This is a genomic window from Shewanella septentrionalis, from assembly GCF_025370265.1.
Classification (GTDB): Bacteria; Pseudomonadota; Gammaproteobacteria; order Enterobacterales; family Shewanellaceae; genus Shewanella; species Shewanella hafniensis.
This window is the reverse complement of the sequence record NZ_JAMTCC010000016.1, coordinates 70158-92715: the sequence shown is the minus strand read 5'-3', so window position 1 is coordinate 92715 and position 22558 is coordinate 70158. Positions and strand designations below refer to the sequence as shown.

Below are 22558 nucleotides of genomic sequence, written 5' to 3'. Positions count from 1 at the left end.
CTGGGCTCTGCGGTAAATACTGCAATGTTAATAAAAAGTAAAACCATTTTGGTGTTGAAATATTAACTGATCCTTGCGCTTTATTCTTAATTTTTTTAGGTTTTTTGTCGCTTTAATGCGTTGGCGCAAATTAACCCTATTTTTTGAATGAAAAGTGAACCAAGCTAACATTGAAAACTGGGTCAAGTCAGCTGGTTCACTTCGAAGTTTTATCGCTATTGATTAGCGCTATGAAGGCTTTATTGCATGCCTATGGCATGGGTAAGTCGAGCACCATAGTTGCAATGCTGAAATAAACCAGCACGCCTATGATATCGGCGATGGAGGTGATGAGTGGCGCACTCGCCGCCGCAGGATCCATCTTCAATTTGCTCAGTAAGAAGGGCAGAGACATACCAATCAAGCTGCCAATAATCACCACAATTTGCATAGTGAGCGCGACAACCAGCGCGATTTCAGGCCCGCCACGCCAAAATCCTAGCAAGGACACTGCCGCTGCCATGCTGGCACCTAATAATCCGGCGACAAATAACTCACGCCCTAACATAGATAGCCAGTCCTTGAGTACCACTTCTCCCGTGGCTAACCCGCGTACCATTAAGGTCGCCGATTGTGATCCCGCATTACCGCCGCTATCGATCAGTAGCGGCAGGAAGAAGACCAAGGAAACATAACTGGCAATCGTGTCTTCGAAGAAGGCGATTCCTGCCCCTGAGAAGATATTACCAAAGACCAAAATCACCAGCCAAACCACGCGCTTGCGGTAGAGTAAGCCTATGCTGGCGGTCTTGAGGTTATGGTCAATATTGCCGATGGCCGCGGTTTTCGTGAACTCAAGATCCGCCTGTGAGCTGGCAATATCCATAGCATCATCATAGGTGACGATACCGACAAGCTGGCCTTTACCATTGACTACAGGCAGCGCCATCAAGTCGTAATGGGCGATCATCTGCACCGCTTCTTCGCGAAACGCATTGGCATCGAGCGCGACGGGGTCGGGCTTCATAAAATCGACCACTCGCTCGTGCGGCTGCGCCAGCAATAGCTGTCTTAAAGACACAGTACCAATCAAGCGACCTAACATGTCCACCACATAGGTTTGATAAATGGTTTCCTTATCGGCGGCCTCAGTGCGTAGGGTATCGATGGCTTCTGCCGCAGTATGGCGGCTATTCAGTAATGTGTAATCCGATGTCATGACAGCGCCAACCTTGGCTTTATCATAGGCGGCGAGGGTGCGCATATCTTCCCGTTTGGCCAATGCGAGCGCAGGTAAAATGGCCGCTTGCTGGGTTTCATCGAGCAGATTGTAAAGGTCGGCACGTTCATCGGCCGCCATGTGCACTAGCAGCGCAGAAAGCGTGGTTTTGTTTAGCTGCTGAACTAAGCTCGCCTGCAATTCGTCGGTCAGGTAGCGAAACAAATTGGCGCAAACCTTAGGTGAGGCCAGTTGCAACAATAGGACTTGTTGCTCTTGATTAAAGACGTTAAATACCGCTGCAATATCGGCAGGGTGGCGCTTTTCGGCTAATTCAGCCATGGCGCTGGCACTGCGTTGCTCGATAATCATTTGCAGGTTATGGATGATTTTTTTAGTGTTGTTTGTGCTGTTATTCATGTTCATAGTTCATTCTCTCAACGATCTAGTGACCAAAGTAAAAGGTGATGTCTGCGCCAAGTTGCAGCGCGTTGCCACGAAGGGCATTGCCTAAGCTCAATTCCAGCTGTAGCTGCCGTTGCGGCGTGTGTTGATAGGCGAACTGATAGGCCGCCTCACTCAACTCTTTTTGATAAAGCTCGGCTATCACGCGATGGTGACTACTGAGTTCATAGGCCGCCGCGATGCCCGCAAGTAATTGGGTCGATTCATTAAACTCATGGGTGAAACCTAAGTTGGCATACAGGCTGACATCGGAATCGCCTAAGGTTTTGCCAATAATGCCAAAGGCTTCGGTGGCAAATCCGTTGCCGTTATCGAGGTTTTTCTGCAAGTTGATCACCACTGCGCTGTGCCAATCATCCTGTTGCCGATCTGAATCTGAGTAAGAGCTTAAGTTGAGCGGTAGCTTGATACCGACTTCAGCTTGCTCCTCACGAATAGCGTCATTGGCATTGGACGCTAATCCTAAATGCCATTCCCATTGATTGCGGCTACAAGTCGTGGTTGTGTTAAATTGTGGGCGAGCATGATCCGACCTAGGTTGTTGCCAGCCGAGTTCTAATTCGCAGTGTTCTGCGAGGGCGGGATCATCCACTTCGAGATGGGATGCTGCCGCACTCATGCTGTAGTACAAGCTGAAACTTGCACAGGATAAAGACCGCAAAATTGCTGCGTTGTTTATGTAAGCCATGTTAAGGCTCCTCAGGTGTAAACCCTTAGGTGTTAATCCATCGGGTAAACGGAGGGTACTGAGGCAAAAACTTGCTTTGAGATGCAAAAAATACACATAACTGAACCCCAGCGAATATGCTGGAATTGCGAAAAGCGCAGCCATAGGCTCAGGCTTTATGGTTTGTGATTGATATTTTGGGGGAGGCGGAGTGAAGAATGGTTCACACTACTACCCTGCTTAGCAGGTAGCAGCAAAATATTGCGGGCTAGTGCTAGGCGTTAAATCCTGTCTTTTGGACAGGGCATCTACTGTCGCTTATGTGTGTGCCCACAGTGGGTCTCCGCAATGATTAAAAGTCGCCATCATTCTAATGGGCCAAAAGTTAAAGTCAACCGCACAAGTCGTTACCTATGTTTTTGTTTAAATTTAGATTTTAATTAAATGTTAACATTATGATGCTGCTTAGGTCTGTGTATGGTTATTGGGCTGCTTGATGAATTTATGTACAGCGGCTTGTTGTTGATTTGTTTGTTTTATGGGCGTTGGCTGTAATGATGTCTCTATGAGGTGTCTAATCTTTATTATCGGATATTGGGCATTGGGTATTGATGTCTCGGGATCGGATATTGATGCGTCGATTAAGTTTGGCTAACACCTTATCTCAAATGGATTATTTGGCATTGATGCGCATCGGGTATACCCTTGTTGTGTCTGTACCTGTGAGTCAAAGTGATCATTCAGACAGGTTCAGACAGGTCAAGACTGGTCGCCGTATTCAGATTTGGAGGTATTAAGCTGTGGCACACAATATCGATGTTGATGAGTTGGACTCCATAGCTGTGGCTGTTGAGCATAATGATATCGCCCAGATGAGAGTCGCCAATATCAAGATAGCCAGTATCAATCTGTTTAACTTTATAGAGCCGCCTTTGGCTTACTACGACTTTGAAAATATCTATAGCCATGGCCAGTGGCAGAAAAAGTGCCAATGGCTGAGTGAGTTTCTCGCCCATCGTCAGCCCGATATTGTCGGATTTCAAGAAGTGTTTAGTCCTGAACCGCTCAAACGAATCGCCAGCGAGCAAGGGCTAGTGCATTTTGCTGTCATTGATGCGCCAACTCTTATCAGTGATTACATTTATCGCAGCCCTGTGGTCGCGCTTGCCTCCCGTTATCCCATAGTGAAAATCAGCAGTGTCGAACCTGATGCGCGCTTAGTGGCGGCGATGGGATTATCGAGTGAATTTACCTTTAGCCGTAAGGTGCTGCGCGCAACCATTGAGGTGCCGCACATTGGTAAGTGTGATTTTTATGTGGTGCACTTTAAATCAAAACGCGCTGGATTAGCGCTCGAGCCTAAGCTAATTGAACCTAAGCGATTTGAACATCAGCCACTTGCTTTAGATAACTTGGCACCCGCAGCGAGCATGAAACTGCATTCAGAAACCCAATTACTCACCGAGCAAGCTTTGGGTCGCTGGGCATCAACCATGCAGCGCGGCGCGGAAGCTGCGTTATTATTCAATGGCATATTAGTACGCAGGCAAGCATCTAAACATCCCGTCATAGTGATGGGAGACTTTAATGACAGCCTGACGATGGGCGCTTTAGATGCGCTAACGATACAGGGCGAGAGCCTTCACAGTAATGATATTAAAGCCGCTGGCCTTGGGCATTTATCGGATGCGGCGTTAGCGGCGGTGTTTGCTCAATATCAGCTTAAGGATGCCTATGAGTTATTTATTGAAGCGAACTTGAGGGACAGTTTGACGGGTAATACCGCTTACCATAGGGAACACAGAGCGGCGACCCATTACTATGGCCCCAAAGGTTCTGTTCTGGATTATATTTTGCTTTCGAGCGAGTTCGATGCGAGCCATGGCCGCAGTTTGGCTCAAGTGGTGGATTATCAAACCTGCGACAGGCACTTAGTCAGACCCGAATATGAGCGCGATGCCTACAGTACAGATCATGCGCCAGTGATTGTTGAGTTGGCGCTGCGGAGTTAATTACTCATTCAGTTGAGCTCGCTAAATCAAGCCAAATAAAACAACTTAAACTGACTCAAGTTAATTCACTTTAAATCTGGCTAACACTCAATCCCTCAAACCGATTTGTGCATCAGGCGATGTCGCGGATAAGCCCCATTTGAAACCAAGCTTGCAGTGCCTGCAGCACTTGCATCGGCGCCTGCGCGTCACTAAAAAATGCCAACATCATTTCGCATTGTTCAGCAAAGGTGGCACCGCCAATAAATCCCAGCAGCAGGGCGAGTTGATATTCTGACAGGGAAATAAACTCAGTTAATCGGCTTTCGCCGCGCCAAAGTAACCAAGCTCGTTTGCCTTGATAATCGGGACTGGGCGGTGATTCTTGCTGTTTTAATGCTTGCCAAGTCTCAACCGCATTACTGTTGCATTGGAATAGCTGAACGCTGGGGTGAAAACGCAGTTGGCAACCCGGCCATTGCTCGGCTGGCAGTGCTTGCAGGCGGGCAAAAGTGGCACGCTCGGTATCAAAAGCATCGAAGGCATTCAATAAACTCCGCTCGAAGCGAGCAATATCGGCAATGATCGGATACTGACTGAAAAACGCATCTTGGGTTAAGTAGTCGGGCAGGGCATCGGCAAAACTGCGCAGTGAAGTAAACGCCGATGGCTGACTGGCAATATAACCTTTGGCCATACGTTCAAAGAGTTCATCACCCAGATAGATGCCCAGCATTTCGTGGTCGGTTTCGAGGGTTTCGGTTAAACGAATGCGATAGGCATTGGCATAAATCTGCATCCGAATATCGGCATTAATGCCGCCTTGCTCAGCAATCTTATCTTTGAAGGTTTGCGTGGTTTGCTCAAGTGTGGGCGGTGTATCAACCGCAGCACTCGCCAGCAGATAATTCATAAATGCGTGTTGTAGCTGCTGAAGTTGGCTCATGCGATAACCTTTCCTTCATGCATGTTCTTCCTACTTTTGGCGGCGTTGAGTGGATGTACCTCACCTAAGGTATCGCGGGCGATATTTCTTGCAATTGTGAGTTCGGCTTCGAGGGCGGAAAACTCGGGGATATTGGCGTCGCGCTCTATCATAGTGCTGATGCCGCCAAAACGTTTCAGTGCTGCACAGTAGAGGTCCCACACGCTGCTCGGTACATCATGGTCGTGCGTGTCTATCACATAGTCGCCATAGTCGCTGTGTCCGGCGAGGTGAAATTGCTGCACCCGTTTGGGATTGATTTTATTCAAGTAGTCCAACGGGTTGAAATTGTGATTGCGGGCACTAACGTAAATATTATTGATGTCTAACAAGATTAAACAGTCTGCTGCCTCAGCAACGGCATTAACGAATTCCCATTCGTCCATGCTGGAATCTTGATAGGACAAATAGCTAGAAACGTTTTCCATCAAAATGCGGCGACCTAAAAAGTCTTGGACGGTTTTAATCCGCTGCGCCACATGCTTAACGGTTTCTTCGGTATAGGGCAGTGGCAGGAGATCATGGCTGTTCACCCCGTGAATTGAGGTCCAGCAGATATGATCGGAAATCCATTGGGGCTGCACATCGTTGACGAGCTGCTTTAAGGCTTTAAGGTAATCCATATTGAGCGGGTCGGTACTGCCAATCGACAGAGAAACACCGTGCATCACCAGGGGATAACGCTCGCCAATTTCCTTGAGGTAATAGCGGGGTTTGCCGCCAGCAACCATGTAGTTTTCCGAGAGCACTTCAAACCAATCGATATCGGGCTCAGTATTGAGCACGGCATCAAAATGTTGTGTCCTAAGACCTAAGCCAAAACCTAACGGTGCTTGCGTGATGACATCTTGCGCCACATTGACTCCTTATCCTTAAGTCTTCTGCTGAATGTGTGGTAAACAGGGCGATAAACGTGACCAGCACAAACTGGTCACGATTTTTAATCAGCATATTGGCGTTTAAGCGCCTGCTTTGCCGCCGATATCACCGCAGGATTTTGCCGGTGCTGCGACAAAACCACTGCCTTTACAGCTGGCGTGGCCCGCACAGGCATTGTCGGCAGTTTTACAATCGTTATGGCCTTTGCAGGTGTTAACGCCATAGCAGTGAACGAGTTCGGCGTTAGCAATTTTACCCACCCAGTCATCTGCGACTTTACCGCCGACATCACCACAGCTTTTTGATGGCATAGCTACAAAACCACTGCCTTTGCAGCTGGCATGTCCGGCACAGGCGTTATCGGCGGTTTTGCAATCGTTATGGCCTTTACAGGCATTCACGCCATAACAATGTACGAGATCGGTACTGTCGGCGCCAGCCATAGGTTCGGCGGCATTGGCATAACCCGCCATGCTTGCCATTGCCATCGCTAATGCGGCGCCCGTCAGTGCAGTTTGTGTTTTCTTATTCATGGTTCTAATCCTTTTGAGTGTGACTGCTAATGAGTAATCTTGATTTGGTTGCTTTGATAACGACTGCTGTATATCGACGACTTATAAAGCAATGACTAATAAACACAGGAGTAAGCCTAGTTGTTATCGAGCGATTCGTTTGAATATCTTGTGCGCTGGCTAAACGAGCCTTTCGAATGCGCAGTGCTTTTTCCTGTTGCGTTAATGAGACCCGCACTTAGACCAATATCTTTCAATTTAAGTTAAAATGATGTTGTGAAAATCGAGACCTGCGCGATCGAGAGAGTCGGGAAATCGCCCTATTTATGGAAAAAAATGGCGTTTCTTACACAGGTTTTACGACGTAAATAAGGTATGATCGGCAACCCGTGGATGATGGTAAATAAGCGCTTCGGCGTGTTCGGTACTCGCACTTAGGTGACATTGGGTATATCATCCGTTTCCCATTTTTTAGACTGCAGCCCTTTTTTAGTGGCGGCACTATTTTTAAAGGCAACTATGGCTATCAGAATCAAACTTAAACCCGGCCGCGAGAAGTCACTCGAGCGTCGCCATCCTTGGGTATTTTCCAATGCTATTCATAACATTAAGGGAAAACCTGAAGCGGGTGAGACGGTCGATGTGGTCGCTCATGATGGTCATTGGTTAGGTCGTGGTGCTTGGTCGCCTGAGTCGCAAATCCAAGTGCGGATTTGGACTTTCGATCGCGAAGAAGAAATTGATCGCGAGTTTTTTGCCAGACGTTTACAGCGGGCGCAAATTGGTCGTAACGATTTAATCCGCGAGCAAGGCTTAACGGGTTATCGATTAGTGGCTGCTGAGTCCGATGGTTTACCTGGGATCACCATCGACAGATATGCCAATGTGTTGGTGTGTCAGTTACTGAGCACGGGGGCTGATTTATGGCGCGATACCTTAGTTGAGTTATTGGCTGAGCAATATCCTGATTGTGCTATCTATGAACGTTCCGATGTGGATTCCCGCAAGAAAGAAGGCCTGCTGCCAGTTACCGGTTTACTGCACGGCACGCTGCCTGAAATGCCGGTGATTATCGAAGAAAACGGCATCAAGATCGCTGTCGATGTGATTAAAGGCCATAAAACAGGTTTTTATCTCGATCAACGTGATAACCGCGCTATTGCCGCCCGTTTCGTGAAAGATAAATCGGTATTGAACTGTTTCTGCTACACAGGCACCTTTGGTTTGTACGCCGCGAAAGCAGGCGCGGCCAGCATAGAAAACGTCGATGTGTCTTCTTTAGCATTAGCGACGGCGCGCCAGAACATGCAAGTGAACGGTTTGAGTGATGACAATGTGCATTACAACGAAGCCGATGTGTTCAAGTTGCTGCGTCTATACCGTGATGAAGGCAAAACCTTCGATGTGATCGTACTCGACCCGCCTAAGTTTGCCGATAACAAGGCGCAGTTGAACGGGGCATGCCGTGGTTATAAAGACATCAACATGATTGCATTGCAGTTGTTGAATCCGGGCGGGGTGTTATTGACTTTCTCTTGCTCGGGATTAATGCCTGCGGATCTATTCCAAAAAATCGTGGCCGATGCGGCGCTGGACGCGAAACGCGAAATCCAGTTTATCGAACGCTTAAGCCAAGCGAGCGATCACCCAATCGGTAGCGCCTTCCCAGAAGGATTCTACTTAAAAGGCTTAGTCGCAAGAGCTTGGTAGATAGTCGCAAGAGCTTAAGCCAAGCGCTTGATATAAGCTGCCTGCGATGTGGGTTTAGTTAGGGAATAGGCGGCTTAGTCAGAGAATAGATGGCTTAGTCAGATAACATTTAACCCTAAAATTGAACCATAAAAAATGCCAGCCCTTGAATAAAGTGGCTGGCATTTTTGTCGCGTATTTTAACCGTGTTTTTACATCTGCAGCCGTGTGACTGGGATGTAAGTATTAACGCTTAACTTATTCGGCGGTAAAGGTTTTTACGCCATCAGGGGTGCCGACTAACAACACATCTGCGCCGCGTTTAGCGAACAGACCGTTAGTGACGACACCGACGATCTCATTGATCTGACTTTCCAATTCTTTTGGATTAAGGAGCTTAAGATTGTACACATCGAGGATCACGTTGCCGTTATCGGTCACAACGCCTTCACGGTACACAGGATCGCCGCCTAGCTTAACTAACTGACGTGCCACATAAGAGCGCGCCATAGGGATGACTTCAACTGGCAGTGGGAATTCACCTAGGATGTCGACTTGCTTAGTGTTATCCACGATACAGATAAACTTTTCAGCCACAGCCGCGACAATTTTCTCACGAGTTAACGCCGCGCCGCCGCCTTTGATCATATCCATACGGTCGTTGATTTCATCGGCACCGTCCACATAGACAGACAAACGATCGACGCTGTTTAAGTCATAAACGGGAATACCCAGCGCTTTCATTTTCTGAGTTGATGCCTCAGAACTAGAGACTGCGCCTTCGATATCAGCTTTCATGGTCGCCAGTGCATCAATAAAGTGATTCACAGTCGAACCAGTACCAACACCAACAATACTGTCTCTTTCAACGTACTTGAGTGCGGCCCAACCGGCAGCTTTTTTCATTTCATCTTGAGTCATGTTGACATCCTGTAACGGCAAATGAGTAAAAAATTCTGCGCTTAGTATACTCTTTTCCGATAAATAATGTGGCGCAATTCAGCCTTAGGTGTGATCTAGATTGCAGGCTTGTCGACATGAGTCAATGATCCCAATAACCTAAGCAACAGAAGCAGTTATGTTGGAAAGCATTTCGCTATACGCCACTAATCTAACTAAGCTACTATGGCAAAAGTAGAATGGTTTATAGATGATTTGTAGAGGGATTTAGCATGGCTGGCGCAAGTTTATTAACCTTACTTGACGATATCGCATCGATTTTGGATGACGTAGCGGTAATGAGTAAAGTGGCGGCAAAGAAAACCGCGGGTGTACTTGGGGACGATTTAGCCCTCAATGCCCAGCAAGTCACTGGCGTGAGTGCCGAGCGTGAATTACCTGTCGTTTGGGCGGTAGCTAAGGGATCGTTTCGTAATAAATGCATTTTAGTGCCCGCAGCCCTGCTGATCAGCGCCTTTATTCCTTGGGCGGTAACGCCGTTATTGATGTTTGGTGGACTGTTTTTATGTTACGAAGGGTTCGAAAAGCTGCACCACAGCTATAGCCACAGAAAAGGCCAGCCACACAGCGAAACGCAGGAGGAAAGCGAACTCCCAGACATCAAAGATTTAGCCGCTTACGAGGCTGAAAAGGTCAAAGGCGCGATTCGCACCGACTTTGTGTTATCGGCGGAGATTATCGCGATTACCTTAGGCATAGTGGCGGACAAATCCCTATCGACGCAGTTTTTCACCTTATCCGTTATCGGGATCATCATGACCATAGGTGTGTATGGTTTAGTGGCCGCGATTGTGAAAATGGACGATGCGGGTTTGTACTTGAGTCAGCGTGAAGGCGAGTCGGCATTAACGCAAATGAACCGCAAACTGGGTTTTGGTTTATTGAGCGCCGCACCTGTGCTGATGAAAAGTTTAACCATTATCGGCACAGCGGCCATGTTTATGGTGGGCGGCGGGATTTTAACCCATGGCTTACACATGATTGGCGAGCAAATCCAGCATGCTGAGCAAGCCGTCGCGGCGATGAGTTTTGTCGGACCTGTGCTGGCCGTGCTGACGCCAAGTGTGCTCAACGGCCTATTTGGCGTTGTTGCTGGCGCAGTCGCACTCGCCGTGATGACAGGGATACAAAAACTGCGTGGCGAGTGAGGAGCGCGCATCGAAAATCGAGGATTAACTCAACAAGGAAGGGCGACGATGAAGTTAATGAAATACTGTATCTCCCCGAGTAAGTTGGCTTGGTTACGCAAAGAATTGGGTAAAGATGCCAACGGCTTGATTGCGGCAATGGATGCTGCGGGCACTGCTTATCTCGATAAGCTCAATGCATCGACCGAGGTGTTAGAGGGAGAGCCGTTAGAAGGTGAGGTGGCGGCCGAGACTGACACGCCCACCAATGCGAAGACTCAGACTCAGACTCAGACTCAGACTCAGCGGCAAGCGCAGCGTCAGTTGGCGTATTTGTGGTTGCAGCAGCGGATTGCCTTAGCGACTCGTATCGATGATGCTGACATGGCGGCACTAGCTGCCTTTGAATTTCAACAGATCCACATTGAGGTTGTTCAACCATCGGAGTTTGATGCGGTTGTCGCGCGATTACTGGCTGAGCCAGTCTTAGGTTTTGATACTGAAACCCGTGCGAGTTTTGAGCGCGGTGTACAACATCCCCTGAGTCTTATCCAAATCGCGACAGCAGACGCTTGTTATCTATTTCAACATGCCATTTTAGGTGAGCAATTCACCCAGTTAAAAACCGTATTAGAAGATGAAAATATACTCAAAGTCGGCGTCGGTTTACGCAGTGATGCGCAGGCCCTCAAGCGTCAATGGGGCATAAATGTCACTTCAAAGTTAGATTTAAACTGGGCACTGGCGCAACTTGGGGCGGAGAAAGAAATGGGGACGCGCCAGTTAGTGGCGACTCTGCTCGGCACTCGTATCGATAAACCGAAAAAAATCACCCTATCGAATTGGCAGCATGTGCCATTATCTGGCGCGCAAATCAATTATGCCGCCGCCGATGCCTTGGTGGCACTCATGTGTTTCAATGCGTTAATCACTCAGCTGACGCCTTTTTATCATGCATCGAGTGCCACAAAAGCTGCGCCGTTAATCCCCTTGAGTCTAGCGGCGCCATTGGCGAAATATTTTAAGGATGTTGAATGACGCGCAAAACCCAAGATGCCGCAAAGGAAGACATCAGGCCATTACACTCGGATATGAGCTCGCAGGGCACCAGTACTTTAGGTTTGATTTACCGCGTGCTGGGCATGTTGATCCTGTTAGCGATGATCACCCTTGGGGTAAATGCCTGGGCATAGTGATTTTGTGATCATCAGTGCCAACAGGTAAAAATAAAGGAGAACGCTATGTTAGATGCCATTTGTGAACTCGAAACAGAGGATCATTTAACAGCGAGAACCACTTACAGTGTTTTTAAGTTTCAACAATTATCCGATGACGATATCGAGCGTTTGCGGCAATGGTTAATTTGCCCTGCGTGCGGCGGTAAAGCGTATTTTCGTAAAGCTTCAAAGGATGGCAAAGCCGCCTGTTTCGGCTCGCGTTATCACCAAGCCGATTGCATTGAATTTAAACCCTCGGCGCAAAAATTTCGCGAGGAGCAAGATGCCATCGAAGTGCATCAGCAGCTGGTGGACGCCGATGCCTTAATGATCGATTTCAGTCGTAAGCCTCGCCGCCATTCTCCCGCAAACAAAGCGTCAACCGCGCCATCTGCAAGTAAGACTGCGCCAACGTCTAAGTCGTCTTCTATATCTGAGTCATCTGCTATATCTGAGTCGTCACCAGTACCTGTTGCATCGTCAGCGGACGGTCAAGTGCAAGAGTCGAAAACAGACTATCAAGTTAACACTGCAGCGCGCACAACCGAGAAACGGGTGCCAAGCCAAGGGCTCGAAAAGTTACTGCACAGTTTATTGCGCGGTACAGATTTGGCAAAATCTGATCTCTGGGTATACACAGACACTGAGCGTAAATACCGTTGGCGGGCGAAGAACCTGTTCGTCAACTTTGCCGATGCCGACCCGCTTGATAACAAACCCCACATGTATTGGGGCACAATATCCCATACAGACCCGACCATGAGCTGGCTTAATCCCGCTGACAGTAAAGATATCGGCATTCCTATCGATGGGATAAAACAGCCATTATTGGCGCAATTTGAAATAGAAGATAAACGCGATCTAGAAGGGGCGGGATTGATTTTATTTGGCAAATGTTTTTGGAATAAAGAAAAGACCCGCAAAATTATTCAGCTGTGGAATAACGATTTGCAGCGGATTTTTATCTCGAAGCTGGAAGATTAGCTTTGGGCAGAAACTAGAATTGGGGAGAGAAAAGGGGCTATTCCCGACGTACAAAAACGTCACGGCAAAAGTCCCTATCTATTTTTCGCTGATTAAAGCGCTTACTTGCCGCAGCACTTCTTGAATTTTTGACCGCTACCACAAGCGCAAGGCTCGTTACGATTCGGTTTTTTCTCGAACGTTGTGGTCTTAGGCTTATTCAATAAACCTTCTAACTCAAGGATATCTTCAGCCACATCGGCATTGACTTCGATATTAGCAAACAGTTGGTGTTCGGCAACAATCGCAGCAACTTCGAGTTTACGCGCTTCATCTGCAACGATTAATTGCAGAGGTAAGGCTTCTGTACCCGGTTTAGCGGCACGCTTAGTGTTGTAGCCAAAGCTCTCATGCTTTGGCTTAGGCGTTTTACGACCTTTGAAGAAAAATTTGTCAGACATCTTGGTTCCGTCGAGCAGTGTATGAAATTGACGATGCTTATACTATAAAACGCCGATTTTATAAATCGAACTCAGATCTTTTTTCGATAAATGCGTGGCTTTTACCCTTAAGCGGCCCAAAACTTGTCGAAACAACCATATCTGTCGAATTTACTGCAGTGATTCTAGCTAGGACATTAGGGCGGCTAATTCTCTAGATAATGTATCCGTTAAAACATTGTGCCCGATATGCGGTGACTTTTTAATCTCAGTGGTAATTAATTCAACAGTAATCGTCTGACTTGTTTGAAAAACCTTCAGTTAATGAGTTTTGTCATAAAAAGTACTTTACCTTTGAGAGTGCTTTTAGCATAATGCCCCACGTCAACAGGGGTGTAGTTCCAATTGGTAGAACAGCGGTCTCCAAAACCGATGGTTGCGGGTTCGAGTCCTGCCACCCCTGCCAAATAAAACAACGGCTTGCATAGAAATATGCGAGCCGTTTTATTTTGCGTAGAATAAAACGTAGAAAATGATTTTACTCGGATTGAATAAGTAGTCATTTTTTAACGCTACCAATTGTCGGTACTATTTCCACTTTCCTGTCGTAGGTGTTCACTTGTGCCAAGGTTTTATGGCCCGAGTATTGTTGCTTCTCTGACAGTGTTCCCTCAAAGTCTGATACACCTTTAGCTTTAATATCATGGAACGTGCAAGTGCGTTCAATCTGCGGATAATTCATTTCCATTTTTGCCTTCGCTCGCTTCCAAGCACTGCGCAATCCATCTTGTGTTAATTTCCTGCTGGGCCGTTATTGGGTGTACCAAGAATTGGGCAAGGGGTTTTCGAACCACAGCGCCTGCGACCGTTTAGGTGAAGCACTGGGCGGTGGCAATTTAAAGCACGAACTCAAGGTGCCAGTTTACGTCGCCCATTACCTGTGCAAAGAGCAATGGGCCTTAATGGGATTTGACAGCAAAAAGTCCTACATCTTCTGGTTAATTAAAGTGGGAATAGACTGCTAGAAAGGATGATCTAGGGAGATTTTTACAATTGTCGCCATTAGATCTGGCGACAATTGTGTTGGCGTACTTTCTGTTGATTAAAGAATAAATGTTGCTACTTGAGCAGTTAAATCATTTGCTCTTGATTTTAACTCTCTAGCTTGCGCAAGTTCTGCTGTGGCTGCCGTCGTTATTTCATCGGTCACATCTTTAATTGCAACAGTATTCTGAGTGATTTCATCTGTTACTTGGGTTTGCTCTTCGGCAGCGGTTGCTATTTGACCTGCCATATCAGAAATTAAATTTACCGCCATGGTAATTTCTTCGATTGCCATAGCTGCAGCATTAACATCTTTTACACTGTGCCCTGCTAATGCTTGGCTACTCTCCATAAGAGCCACGGCTTTAGCGGTTGTGCGTTGTAGCGTTTCAATAGTGGTATGTACTTCTTGGGTTGAGTTTTGGGTACGATGGGATAATACGCGGACTTCATCTGCTACAACTGCAAAACCTCGACCTTGTTCACCAGCTCTGGCAGCTTCAATTGCAGCGTTTAAGGCTAACAAGTTAGTTTGCTCTGCAATACTTTGTATGGTGCTTAAAATACTTGAAATAGCCTGAGCGTGGTGGCTTAATTCTTCGATAACTTCAGTCGCTTGGGTAACTTCTTTGGCAAGGATGTTGATTGAGCTTCTTGTTTTGTCGACTAATTCTTTACCTTGAAAGCTACTGGCCGCCGATTGTTGTGCAGCAGTAGCAGTATTTTCGGCATTAACTGCAATTTCATTAGTAGCACTTGCCATTTCGGTTACTGCTGTTGCTACCATTGCAATTTCCTGTTGTTGCCGCTGTAATTCATTTACTGACATCTGGGTGCTGGCTAGGCTGCGTTCCGCTTCTGCATCTAATTCAGTAGCAAGCTGACGAACGTGGCTGATGAGCTGATGTTGACTACCAACAAAGCGGTTAAAACTGTTGGCTAGCATTCCTACTTCATCTTTGTTTTGTACTTCAATCCGTTGAGTGAGATCTCCATTGCCATTTGCTATGTGTTCAAGGGCTTGAGATACATTATTTAGTGGAACCAGCAATATATTTACTAACCATGATATACCTATAATACTAAGTAATAATACGACTGTTGATATGCCTAGGTTCGTTAATAAAAGAGACCTTAAAGGTGCTTCGAGAGCAGCTTTATCGAGCACAATTATGAGTTCCCAATCAGACTTTGGTATATCTTGGGGCCAAACAAGTTTTTCAGCTTTATCATTATCAAAGTACATAGCAATAAATTGATCTTTTTGAAGATTTTTTGAAAATAGGTCTCTATTTAAGTTGTTGTCAATTGTACTGACAGGTTTCATCACTTTTTCTGAATCTTTATAAGCTATAACCGTACCATCTTTATGAATTAATATAGCAAAACCATTGGCAGGTATGGACATGTTGTTTATATCATCAACTAGTTTTTTGATTAATACGTCAGCTGCAAATACCCCTTGATTTACCGGGTTTACAACGGTAACAACTAATGAACCATGGCCGATGTCAACGTAAGGCTTAGTAATTGCACTTTCATTTTTTTGTTTTCCTAAGTTGTACCAATCACGGGTTCGTGGATCATAACTACTATAATCTATAGTTAAATCGGTATCGATCATCTCTCCGTTATTACTACCATAATATACAGATTCAAATTGGTGGGTTGCATATACTTGTAACAGTTTTTGACGTAAGTTTTCTTGAGTATCGACTTCAAGTGAACTGACAATGTGTTGTCTAATGCTTAACCAGTCACCTATGCGTTCTGCTTGTTGTTGGCTGGTCTTTTTTACTTGCTCAAAACTTGATTGTAATAAAAGTTCTCGTTGCGATGAGTAACATGTCCAACTCAATATGCTAATAACAAGAGACAGTGCTATGGCAACAGAAAATAAGATTTTCTGCTTGAGTGATAAGTGTGTTATGTATCTCATAATAATTAAATTTAGCCCTTAATGGTAGTTAAGTATTAATTAATAGTAGCTAACGATTAATTAATAGTTGATAAATAAAGGTATCATTTTTTGAGTTAGTATTTTTTGGAGAAGTTATTGTTGAGTGATTATTTCATACTTCTTTAAAATAAATGTGTGTACTGCTGCACATAATTAGATTTAATGCAGGTGTTGCCAATGTTATTTTTTTAATAATGATTTTTGTAAAATAGAACTCTAGTGATTTTAACAATGCTGGTTTTTATTCCGTTATTAGGTAATTAATGCATTCAAAAGGATTGGTATACGGAAAAGTCAGTACAGGAGCCAGTGAGTTCGTGGATTTGATTGCTGGCTATAATAGGACGCATGATGTTATAGAACATACAAATTTGTGAGGTATAATAATTTTACCATTGAATGGAATTTCTGAAGTCGACCTGATTCACTCAATTCAAACCTAAACCCTGAATTCAACTCCGAAGTGACACTCGCCAATTAAGCGCTAATTGGTTAAGCACTACCGCTGGTAGTTTAAACTTCAAACATTTCTTAGGTCGGTAGTTAATTCTGCTCTGAGCAAATTTGATTAACTCATCACTCACTGGCCTTAAATCACCCCCCTTTTTAACATACTGTCTCAGTAAACCGTTGGCATTTTCAGTTGCGCCTCGTTCACCGGAACGATGCTCATGATATTTTGCACTTTCAGTTAGTGCAGTACCGAAATGACTTTCGTCATCTCGGCTGTAATACATTCTTCATTAGAAGCTTGGGTAAAGAAAAATAATAGGTTGGACATCTTTAATTCAGAATTTCTAATGCACAAGGCAATTCTTACTTCAAGGCAAGCGGTTGATCAAATTCTATGATGTGAGTTGGCTGCCAAACTGATTGGTTTCGGTGCGAAACGACAACCAGTGTGCAGCTTTGTTCGCAAATAGCTTTGGCAACGCGCTTTTCTGTCTCCTCATCCAATGCCGAGGTGGCCTCATCCATTATCAGAATCGGCGCATTTTTGATAAGCGCGCGTGCTAAGGCAAGCCTTTGGCGTTCCCCTCCCGATAACCCCGCACCTTGTAAGCCGACTTCTTGGTATATGCCCAGTTCTGATCTGTCTAATACTTCATCCAGTGCCACTTGGCGTGCCGCTTTATCTACGGCTTGATCGTCGGCATCAGGGTTACCAATGCGAATATTACTGGCAATGGTGCCTGTAAAGATGAGTGGATCCTGCGGCACATAGGCGAAAAAGCGGGCAAGTTCAGCAGCAGGGATTGACGTGAGTGGTACCTTGCCCAAATTGATCAGGCCTAGGGTGGGATCATCAAAGCGCATTAATAGCTTAAGTAGGGTTGTTTTTCCAGAACCGCTAGGGCCACAAATCAGTACGCGTTCACCTGGTTCGATAATGGCATTGATATTTTGCACCGCAGGGGGAAATGTTACGTTATTCAGTTCGATTGTATGATTGTGCGGTGTCTTTTGTTGCGCTTGGCTTGGCTCTTTGAGCGTTGGCGCATTAGTCGCTTGTCGATAGTGTTTAATAGCCGCTAACTGATCATGAATGCCTATTGCCGCCACGGCGAGAGTCTCAAGTGGCGCTGATGCGCGCATGGTCAACATCAAGACAGCGAGCAGCATTGTCGTATTGTTTACGCCTGATAACACGAGATAGAGAGCCATGCCGGCAATAGGTAAAAAGCTGGCGATAGCCGACAGTAATGTTGCTATAGCGGCGGCGCGATTAGTTCGACCCAGTGCGATTTCTTGCGCCTGCCAGTTTTGCTCTAAACGCTCGGTCGCACGACTGTATCCCGCTGCTGTACGGAGTAATTCTACGTGATCTATAAGTTCAAGAGTGGATTGATTCGTTGCCAGTTCAGCGTTATTTCGGTCCATATCTGCGCGGGCAAGGGCCCGTTGCGCCATACTCTGAATCACAAATGATAAGAGCAACAAGCTCGCCAACATCATTACCAGTGGTATGCCACCGATCAATCCGATGCCAAAAGTAATGCAGAGCGGAATAAGCGGTGCATGAATAAAGACCTGAAATTGATGTGCCGGAATACTCATAAAGCCAGGAATACTCCGAGAGACGGTTTCTATGAGTAGTGTCCTGACACTGGCTGTAAACCAAGAGAGCTTAGCTTGTTGCATGGTTGTGCCTAAGGCACTGTAGAGCGCATTGGCTAGCCGTGCGCCAGCCCAAAAACCTGAACGCGAAGCCAGTATAGTGGTGAGTATGGTTATCGCGGCAATGGATAGCACTTTTTGTGGTGATTGCTGCTCAATAATGGCTAAAGCCAGTTGAATGTAGCATGCCGCTTCCAATATGGCCGCCACAGCCCAACCGAAGGCAACAGGTATTAAGTGTTTTATGGCAGCGTAATCTTGGGGACGATTTATCATTGGCCTTCTCCTTCTATGTGATGATGCTTGAGTGTGAGCTTGTCATCCGCCAGCTCAGAAAGCGTTAAGTCATGGGTGACCATCACAATCGTTTTGTGGTTTGTTTTTGCGTGATGGCTTAGTGCTGTGAGCACGTTAAATGCCGTTTCGCTGTCTAGGGCCGATGTAGGTTCATCAAGCAATATCACGCGAGCGGGTGAAAGAAACACACGGGCAAGATTAACCCGTTGTATTTCACCACCAGACAAGGTGCTTGCATGAGTAGTTAAGAATTTATCCAATTGCGCGCAGTGTAATGCCACTAAGTAATCTTCATCCGTGGCATCAGGTGCGGTGAGCGCGAGATTGTCGGCGATGGAGGTTGCCAGTAGTCCCGCACTTTGCGGTAATAGCATGATCGCGCGATTAATTGAGGCTTCACCCATCTCATTGAGTGCAATACCAGCGAGTCGAATATCTCCGGCATTTAGCGGCTCCATGCCAGCTAATAAGCGCAGTAATGTGGATTTGCCAACACCACTGAGCCCTGTCACTGCCGTGACTTTGCCAGATCTAAATTGATAGTTAATGGGCACTGTTTTACTGTTTGTAGACAGTGAAGGCACGACATCGGTGAGAGTGAGCTGCATAGGTGTATTAAGCTCAATATTACCGCTACCAACAGGGACTCTCGACTGCTCAAGAAAATCCGTTAGTCGCTGAGCAGCAGCGCGGCCCGTGGCAAGATAATCAAGCCCATGCCCAAGCTTTAGGGCTGGCGTGACAATGGCCAGACTGAAGAACAAGGCTGCAGCAAGCTTTTCTGGGGGCCATTCATACCCGATGGCATAGACAATCGCAAAAGTGCAAACAGCCTGTAGTAGTGATGTGGCCACTGCGACTGAAGTGGATACCTTGCTTACCCGCTCAATGATCTCCTCAATAAAATGCTTAGTTGCCTTTTGGTAGTCGGCTATTGCGCCAGTTTGATCGCCATAAATTCTAAATACTGGTGCACCACGCGAGTAATCATCCACTGCAGCAGTGATATTTCCCATCACATTAACTCGTGCTTCACCCTGTTTAGCAGCAAGTCTTGGGACTACCACCAAATAGAAAAGCGCGGCGACGAGGCCTGGGATAAGGGCAAGTAATGACACTGGGCCCGCGCTTAAGATCAGCAAACCGATAGTAATGGCAGGGACAATGAGAAAGGTCGCTAATTCTGAGGGTAAATGCGCGATCATATGATGCAATGACGCTATGTCATCGACCATTAATCGCTTTAACTTTTCGCCCTTATATTTTGCCAAAGTACTTGGTGGCAACCTAACAAGATGCGCTGCAACATCACGCTTTAATCTTCCAGAAAATTGCGCCTCAGCATTGTGATTAATCCAAGAGGCGCTACCAGAAAGCAGTGCCGACAATATCCAAAATATGAGCGCACCCGCTAACCAAAATGAATGATACCCAGCAATAAGCTGTATTACGCACCAGAGTGCGCTTAGTGCCATCACGCCGGTACCAGCCGCTAGTAATGTTCCGATAGTGAGTGCGGGAATCGCTGGACGTAGGGCGAAGGCTAATTTTGAAGTGGGACTGAAAAGTCGCTGCATTTTAATGTTCACCTAAAAAATCGAAGTGGAACAGGCTGGGCTTCGTTCTGGAAAGTGTGATTAACACAAGCCAAATTAAGTAATGAAGTCTTGATATTGCGGAGTAAAAAATAGTCTGAGTGCCAGAGTTTATGGGCAAATGAACATCCACGAGCCAAATTCCTTGTTTCATAAAAATTGAACCATCTTGAGATGGCGACCATATTAAGCGGTCATTTTTATTTATCAACATTGTGTTGATAAATGTTTTGAACGGCGATAATATAATTGATAACCATTCTCATTGGCAACAAATCTTTCGTATAAGGAGTTATTAAACATGCCCCGATTTGGTAAGTTTTACCCACAATCAAAGTGGGTTATCGGTTCTCTTGCGCTGGGGCTTAGCGCTATTTCCGGCTCAACTATTGCTGACAGTGGAGCTGCTCCAGATAAGCAATCCAAGCAACAAGATGCAGCGGGAAACATTGAAGTCATTACAGTTTACGGTCAGAAAATCGAGCGAACGTTGAAAGAAACTGCGAGTTCAGTGACGGTCATCACTGAAGAACAGTTGAGGAAAAATGCGGACCAATCAACGATTTCAGAAATTCTCGGCGGTACACCAAATTTAATTTATGCCGGAAATACCGATGCGCCCATTATCCGCGGCACGGATACCAAAGGGCCTGTAGCAGCGGGTAATGCCTATTTATCTAAGCCTGTACCCGGAGCAACTATCAGTGTTGATGGTAAATATCTGAGCCCCGCAGAACTGGATTTAGGCGCCGCAGGCGTGTGGGATGTGTCGTCTATTGAAGTTTATCGTGGTCCGCAAACGACCAGTCAAGGAGCCAACAGTATTGCTGGCGCCGTAGTCATTCATACCCATAACCCCACTTATACGCCAGAATTTGCAGCGCAAGCACTTTATGGCAGTCGGAATAAGAAGCGCTTTTCGGTCATGGCGTCCGGTGCGCTAAGCAATGACTTTGCCGCAAGAATTAGCGCAGATTACAGCGCTAGAGATACCTTTGTTGATTACGTTAATCCAGAATTTACAGCCCATGATTTGGATTTTGAGTTTAAAAACCAAAATCTACGGGCGAAGTTGCTATGGGAACCCGAAAAATACAGCAACTTTTCCGCCATGCTCACTTATTCCTCCACTGAGGCTAAACGTCCCAGAAATGAGGTGGTATCAGAACCCTATAATGACTTAGAAAATCGTTCAATTTTTCAGGACAATCAAGAAGTCAGTAATCATGTCGGGATTTTTGATCTTGAATATGTGTTCGACAATGGTATGAAGTTGCATAACCAACTGCAGTACTCAGAAGGGCAGTTTGATTATCGATTTGCAGCACCTTATCAAGGGATCGCAAAACGAGATAATGAAAACTTTTCGAATGATATAAGGCTGAACTTTGGTGACAAGAGTTCAGAGTTTAGTGGGGTTGCCGGTGTCTTCTACTGGGACGATAAAACGAATAACAAGCTGAACAACGTATTTGGTAATGCCGACGCCGATCTGAGGCATACCAGTTTTGCCCCCTACGGTGAAGTCATATGGCGCTTCTCGCCTAAGTGGGCATTCACCAGCGCACTTCGTTATCAGTCTGATGAAATTAGCCACGATGGTATTGCCAGCTACATCCCAGGTGTGCGCCATCAATATGAAGAGACGTTTACGGCGTTATTACCTAAGGTTGCCCTGTCCTATGATCTGACTGATAACGTCCTAATCGGCGCTATGATCAGTGAAGGCAATATTCCTGGTGGTACAGGCATTAACTTCCGCGGCGGCGAATATTATACATTCGATGCCGAGTCGGCATGGAACTATGAACTTTTTACTCGTATCGATCTGCTTGAACAACGCTTGATCATAAATAGCAATCTCTTTTACACCCGCTTTAAAGATTCACAACGTTCAGTTACTGACTACCTCGATGGACGTCCCTTTGGTTCTGTCATTATTAATGCCGATGAAGCGCAAAGCTATGGGATTGAATTAGATTGGAACTTTAAAGTGGTCGATAGTTTTAGCCTATATGGTGGGCTGGGTTTACTTGAAACTGAGATAAGTGAATTTAATGACTACCGTGGCGAGGAGTTTGTCGGCAACGAGTTTAGTAAAGCGCCAGGATATATGTTCAATCTTGGGTTTGACTATGCGATCACAGACGCCTTTAAAGTGAGCGGTGATGTGCGTCATACGGATGGATACTTTTCAACGGATACCAATGAGCCTGAGTTAAGAGTGGGGTCTTACACAACGGTAAACCTGAATTCTTCCTATCAAATCAACCAATATTTTGAAGCCTTTGTTTATGCGCGCAATTTACTGGATGAACGTGCTCCTGTGGCAAAAATGGCTGACAGAAGTACCGGAGGCGTGGATGCATATTTACTTGAACCACGAGAAATAGGCGTAGGCGTTAGGGCGAAGTTTTAGCGGCTCGCTTCTACCCGCTGTATTGGGTATTG

General features: G+C 46.0%; 19 protein-coding genes, 1 tRNA gene and 1 pseudogene. 9 read left to right on the top strand and 12 right to left on the bottom strand.

The window, feature by feature from the left end; all coding sequences use genetic code 11:
• Positions 1 to 250 precede the first annotated feature (250 nt).
• Together mgtE and NE536_RS11230 are read right to left on the bottom strand one after the other, a co-directional pair.
• A complete protein-coding gene (gene mgtE / locus NE536_RS11235; RefSeq protein WP_259541056.1) occupies positions 251 to 1624 on the bottom strand; it encodes a magnesium transporter in 1374 nt (457 codons plus the stop codon).
• Between the two features lie 19 nt (positions 1625 to 1643).
• On the bottom strand, positions 1644 to 2351 hold the full coding sequence (locus NE536_RS11230; RefSeq protein WP_261272729.1) for a hypothetical protein: 708 nt from the start codon (positions 2349 to 2351) through the stop codon (positions 1644 to 1646).
• A gap of 779 nt (positions 2352 to 3130) precedes the next feature.
• On the opposite strand from NE536_RS11230, the gene NE536_RS11225 reads away from it, so the two are divergent.
• Entirely contained in the window at positions 3131 to 4342 is a 1212-nt protein-coding gene (locus NE536_RS11225; protein ID WP_261272728.1) for an endonuclease/exonuclease/phosphatase family protein, read from the top strand.
• A 112-nt stretch (positions 4343 to 4454) separates the two neighbouring features.
• Here the strand turns inward: NE536_RS11225 and NE536_RS11220 are convergent, their stop codons facing one another.
• From NE536_RS11220 to bufA2, 3 genes are all read right to left on the bottom strand, one after another.
• On the bottom strand, positions 4455 to 5267 hold the full coding sequence (locus tag NE536_RS11220; RefSeq protein ID WP_261272727.1) for an HvfC/BufC N-terminal domain-containing protein: 813 nt from the start codon (positions 5265 to 5267) through the stop codon (positions 4455 to 4457).
• Positions 5264 to 6163, bottom strand: a complete 900-nt coding sequence (gene bufB, locus NE536_RS11215; protein WP_261272726.1) for an MNIO family bufferin maturase — start codon at positions 6161 to 6163, stop codon at positions 5264 to 5266. The genes NE536_RS11220 and bufB overlap by 4 nt, the downstream gene beginning before the upstream one ends.
• Before the next feature lie 102 nt (positions 6164 to 6265).
• On the bottom strand, positions 6266 to 6718 hold the full coding sequence (gene bufA2 / locus NE536_RS11210) for a BufA2 family periplasmic bufferin-type metallophore (protein ID WP_006083895.1): 453 nt from the start codon (positions 6716 to 6718) through the stop codon (positions 6266 to 6268).
• 498 nt (positions 6719 to 7216) lie between these two features.
• Here bufA2 and NE536_RS11205 point away from each other — a divergent pair, with 498 nt between their 5' ends.
• On the top strand, positions 7217 to 8407 hold the full coding sequence (locus tag NE536_RS11205) for a class I SAM-dependent rRNA methyltransferase (RefSeq protein ID WP_006082773.1): 1191 nt from the start codon (positions 7217 to 7219) through the stop codon (positions 8405 to 8407).
• 237 nt (positions 8408 to 8644) lie between these two features.
• On the opposite strand, the gene rpiA is transcribed toward NE536_RS11205, so the two are convergent.
• Positions 8645 to 9307 (bottom strand): ribose-5-phosphate isomerase RpiA, encoded by a 663-nt coding sequence (gene rpiA / locus NE536_RS11200; protein WP_261272725.1) that lies wholly within the window; start codon positions 9305 to 9307, stop codon positions 8645 to 8647.
• A 251-nt stretch (positions 9308 to 9558) separates the two neighbouring features.
• Here rpiA and NE536_RS11195 point away from each other — a divergent pair, with 251 nt between their 5' ends.
• Genes NE536_RS11195 through NE536_RS11180 form a run of 4 tightly spaced genes read left to right on the top strand, consistent with a single transcriptional unit; the run spans position 9559 to position 12674 of the window.
• Positions 9559 to 10494: a DUF808 domain-containing protein gene (locus NE536_RS11195; RefSeq protein WP_006083893.1), complete on the top strand. Its 936-nt coding sequence runs from the start codon at positions 9559 to 9561 to the stop codon at positions 10492 to 10494.
• A gap of 48 nt (positions 10495 to 10542) precedes the next feature.
• Entirely contained in the window at positions 10543 to 11511 is a 969-nt protein-coding gene (locus tag NE536_RS11190) for a 3'-5' exonuclease (protein WP_261272724.1), read from the top strand.
• Entirely contained in the window at positions 11508 to 11666 is a 159-nt protein-coding gene (locus NE536_RS11185; protein WP_261272723.1) for a hypothetical protein, read from the top strand. Before NE536_RS11190 ends, NE536_RS11185 begins: the two co-directional genes overlap by 4 nt.
• 48 nt (positions 11667 to 11714) lie before the next feature.
• Positions 11715 to 12674 (top strand): dihydrolipoyllysine-residue succinyltransferase component of 2-oxoglutarate dehydrogenase complex, encoded by a 960-nt coding sequence (locus tag NE536_RS11180; RefSeq protein ID WP_261272722.1) that lies wholly within the window; start codon positions 11715 to 11717, stop codon positions 12672 to 12674.
• Positions 12675 to 12775: 101 nt separating this feature from the next.
• On the opposite strand, the gene NE536_RS11175 is transcribed toward NE536_RS11180, so the two are convergent.
• Positions 12776 to 13114, bottom strand: a complete 339-nt coding sequence (locus NE536_RS11175) for a PBPRA1643 family SWIM/SEC-C metal-binding motif protein (protein ID WP_012089999.1) — start codon at positions 13112 to 13114, stop codon at positions 12776 to 12778.
• A gap of 368 nt (positions 13115 to 13482) precedes the next feature.
• Here NE536_RS11175 and NE536_RS11170 point away from each other — a divergent pair.
• Positions 13483 to 13559 (top strand) — tRNA-Trp (locus NE536_RS11170).
• 93 nt (positions 13560 to 13652) lie between these two features.
• On the opposite strand, the gene NE536_RS11165 is transcribed toward NE536_RS11170, so the two are convergent.
• A complete protein-coding gene (locus tag NE536_RS11165; protein WP_261272721.1) occupies positions 13653 to 13841 on the bottom strand; it encodes a site-specific integrase in 189 nt (62 codons plus the stop codon).
• Between NE536_RS11165 and NE536_RS11160 the strand changes: the two genes are divergently transcribed.
• Positions 13840 to 14118: a hypothetical protein gene (locus NE536_RS11160; RefSeq protein ID WP_342455080.1), complete on the top strand. Its 279-nt coding sequence runs from the start codon at positions 13840 to 13842 to the stop codon at positions 14116 to 14118. The two genes, NE536_RS11165 and NE536_RS11160, sit on opposite strands and share 2 nt — an antisense overlap.
• Positions 14119 to 14195: 77 nt before the next feature.
• Here the strand turns inward: NE536_RS11160 and NE536_RS11155 are convergent, their stop codons facing one another.
• The 4 genes and pseudogenes from NE536_RS11155 to NE536_RS11140 all read right to left on the bottom strand — a co-directional run bounded on the left by NE536_RS11155 (position 14196) and on the right by NE536_RS11140 (position 20089).
• Positions 14196 to 16067: a methyl-accepting chemotaxis protein gene (locus NE536_RS11155; protein WP_261272745.1), complete on the bottom strand. Its 1872-nt coding sequence runs from the start codon at positions 16065 to 16067 to the stop codon at positions 14196 to 14198.
• A 482-nt stretch (positions 16068 to 16549) separates the two neighbouring features.
• Positions 16550 to 16771, bottom strand: a pseudogene (locus tag NE536_RS11150) (hypothetical protein); the annotation flags it as partial.
• Between the two features lie 142 nt (positions 16772 to 16913).
• A complete protein-coding gene (locus NE536_RS11145; protein WP_261272719.1) occupies positions 16914 to 18491 on the bottom strand; it encodes an ABC transporter ATP-binding protein in 1578 nt (525 codons plus the stop codon).
• The gene (locus NE536_RS11140) at positions 18488 to 20089 is read right to left on the bottom strand and encodes an ATP-binding cassette domain-containing protein (RefSeq protein WP_261272718.1); all 1602 of its coding nucleotides are present in this window, start codon (positions 20087 to 20089) and stop codon (positions 18488 to 18490) included. Before NE536_RS11140 ends, NE536_RS11145 begins: the two co-directional genes overlap by 4 nt.
• Before the next feature lie 319 nt (positions 20090 to 20408).
• Here NE536_RS11140 and NE536_RS11135 point away from each other — a divergent pair, with 319 nt between their 5' ends.
• On the top strand, positions 20409 to 22526 hold the full coding sequence (locus NE536_RS11135; protein ID WP_261272717.1) for a TonB-dependent receptor: 2118 nt from the start codon (positions 20409 to 20411) through the stop codon (positions 22524 to 22526).
• Positions 22527 to 22558 lie beyond the last annotated feature (32 nt).

Coding starts and splice junctions, on each gene's coding strand:
- NE536_RS11190 (WP_261272724.1), top strand. CDS start 10,543: ATGAAGTTAATGAAATACTGTATCTCCCCGAGTAAGTTGGCTTGGTTA.
- NE536_RS11205 (WP_006082773.1), top strand. CDS start 7,217: ATGGCTATCAGAATCAAACTTAAACCCGGCCGCGAGAAGTCACTCGAG.
- NE536_RS11140 (WP_261272718.1), bottom strand. CDS start 20,089: ATGCAGCGACTTTTCAGTCCCACTTCAAAATTAGCCTTCGCCCTACGT.
- rpiA (WP_261272725.1), bottom strand. CDS start 9,307: ATGACTCAAGATGAAATGAAAAAAGCTGCCGGTTGGGCCGCACTCAAG.
- NE536_RS11230 (WP_261272729.1), bottom strand. CDS start 2,351: ATGGCTTACATAAACAACGCAGCAATTTTGCGGTCTTTATCCTGTGCA.
- mgtE (WP_259541056.1), bottom strand. CDS start 1,624: ATGAACATGAATAACAGCACAAACAACACTAAAAAAATCATCCATAAC.
- NE536_RS11165 (WP_261272721.1), bottom strand. CDS start 13,841: ATGGAAATGAATTATCCGCAGATTGAACGCACTTGCACGTTCCATGAT.
- NE536_RS11185 (WP_261272723.1), top strand. CDS start 11,508: ATGACGCGCAAAACCCAAGATGCCGCAAAGGAAGACATCAGGCCATTA.
- bufA2 (WP_006083895.1), bottom strand. CDS start 6,718: ATGAATAAGAAAACACAAACTGCACTGACGGGCGCCGCATTAGCGATG.
- NE536_RS11180 (WP_261272722.1), top strand. CDS start 11,715: ATGTTAGATGCCATTTGTGAACTCGAAACAGAGGATCATTTAACAGCG.
- NE536_RS11135 (WP_261272717.1), top strand. CDS start 20,409: ATGCCCCGATTTGGTAAGTTTTACCCACAATCAAAGTGGGTTATCGGT.
- NE536_RS11145 (WP_261272719.1), bottom strand. CDS start 18,491: ATGATAAATCGTCCCCAAGATTACGCTGCCATAAAACACTTAATACCT.
- NE536_RS11175 (WP_012089999.1), bottom strand. CDS start 13,114: ATGTCTGACAAATTTTTCTTCAAAGGTCGTAAAACGCCTAAGCCAAAG.
- NE536_RS11220 (WP_261272727.1), bottom strand. CDS start 5,267: ATGAGCCAACTTCAGCAGCTACAACACGCATTTATGAATTATCTGCTG.
- NE536_RS11195 (WP_006083893.1), top strand. CDS start 9,559: ATGGCTGGCGCAAGTTTATTAACCTTACTTGACGATATCGCATCGATT.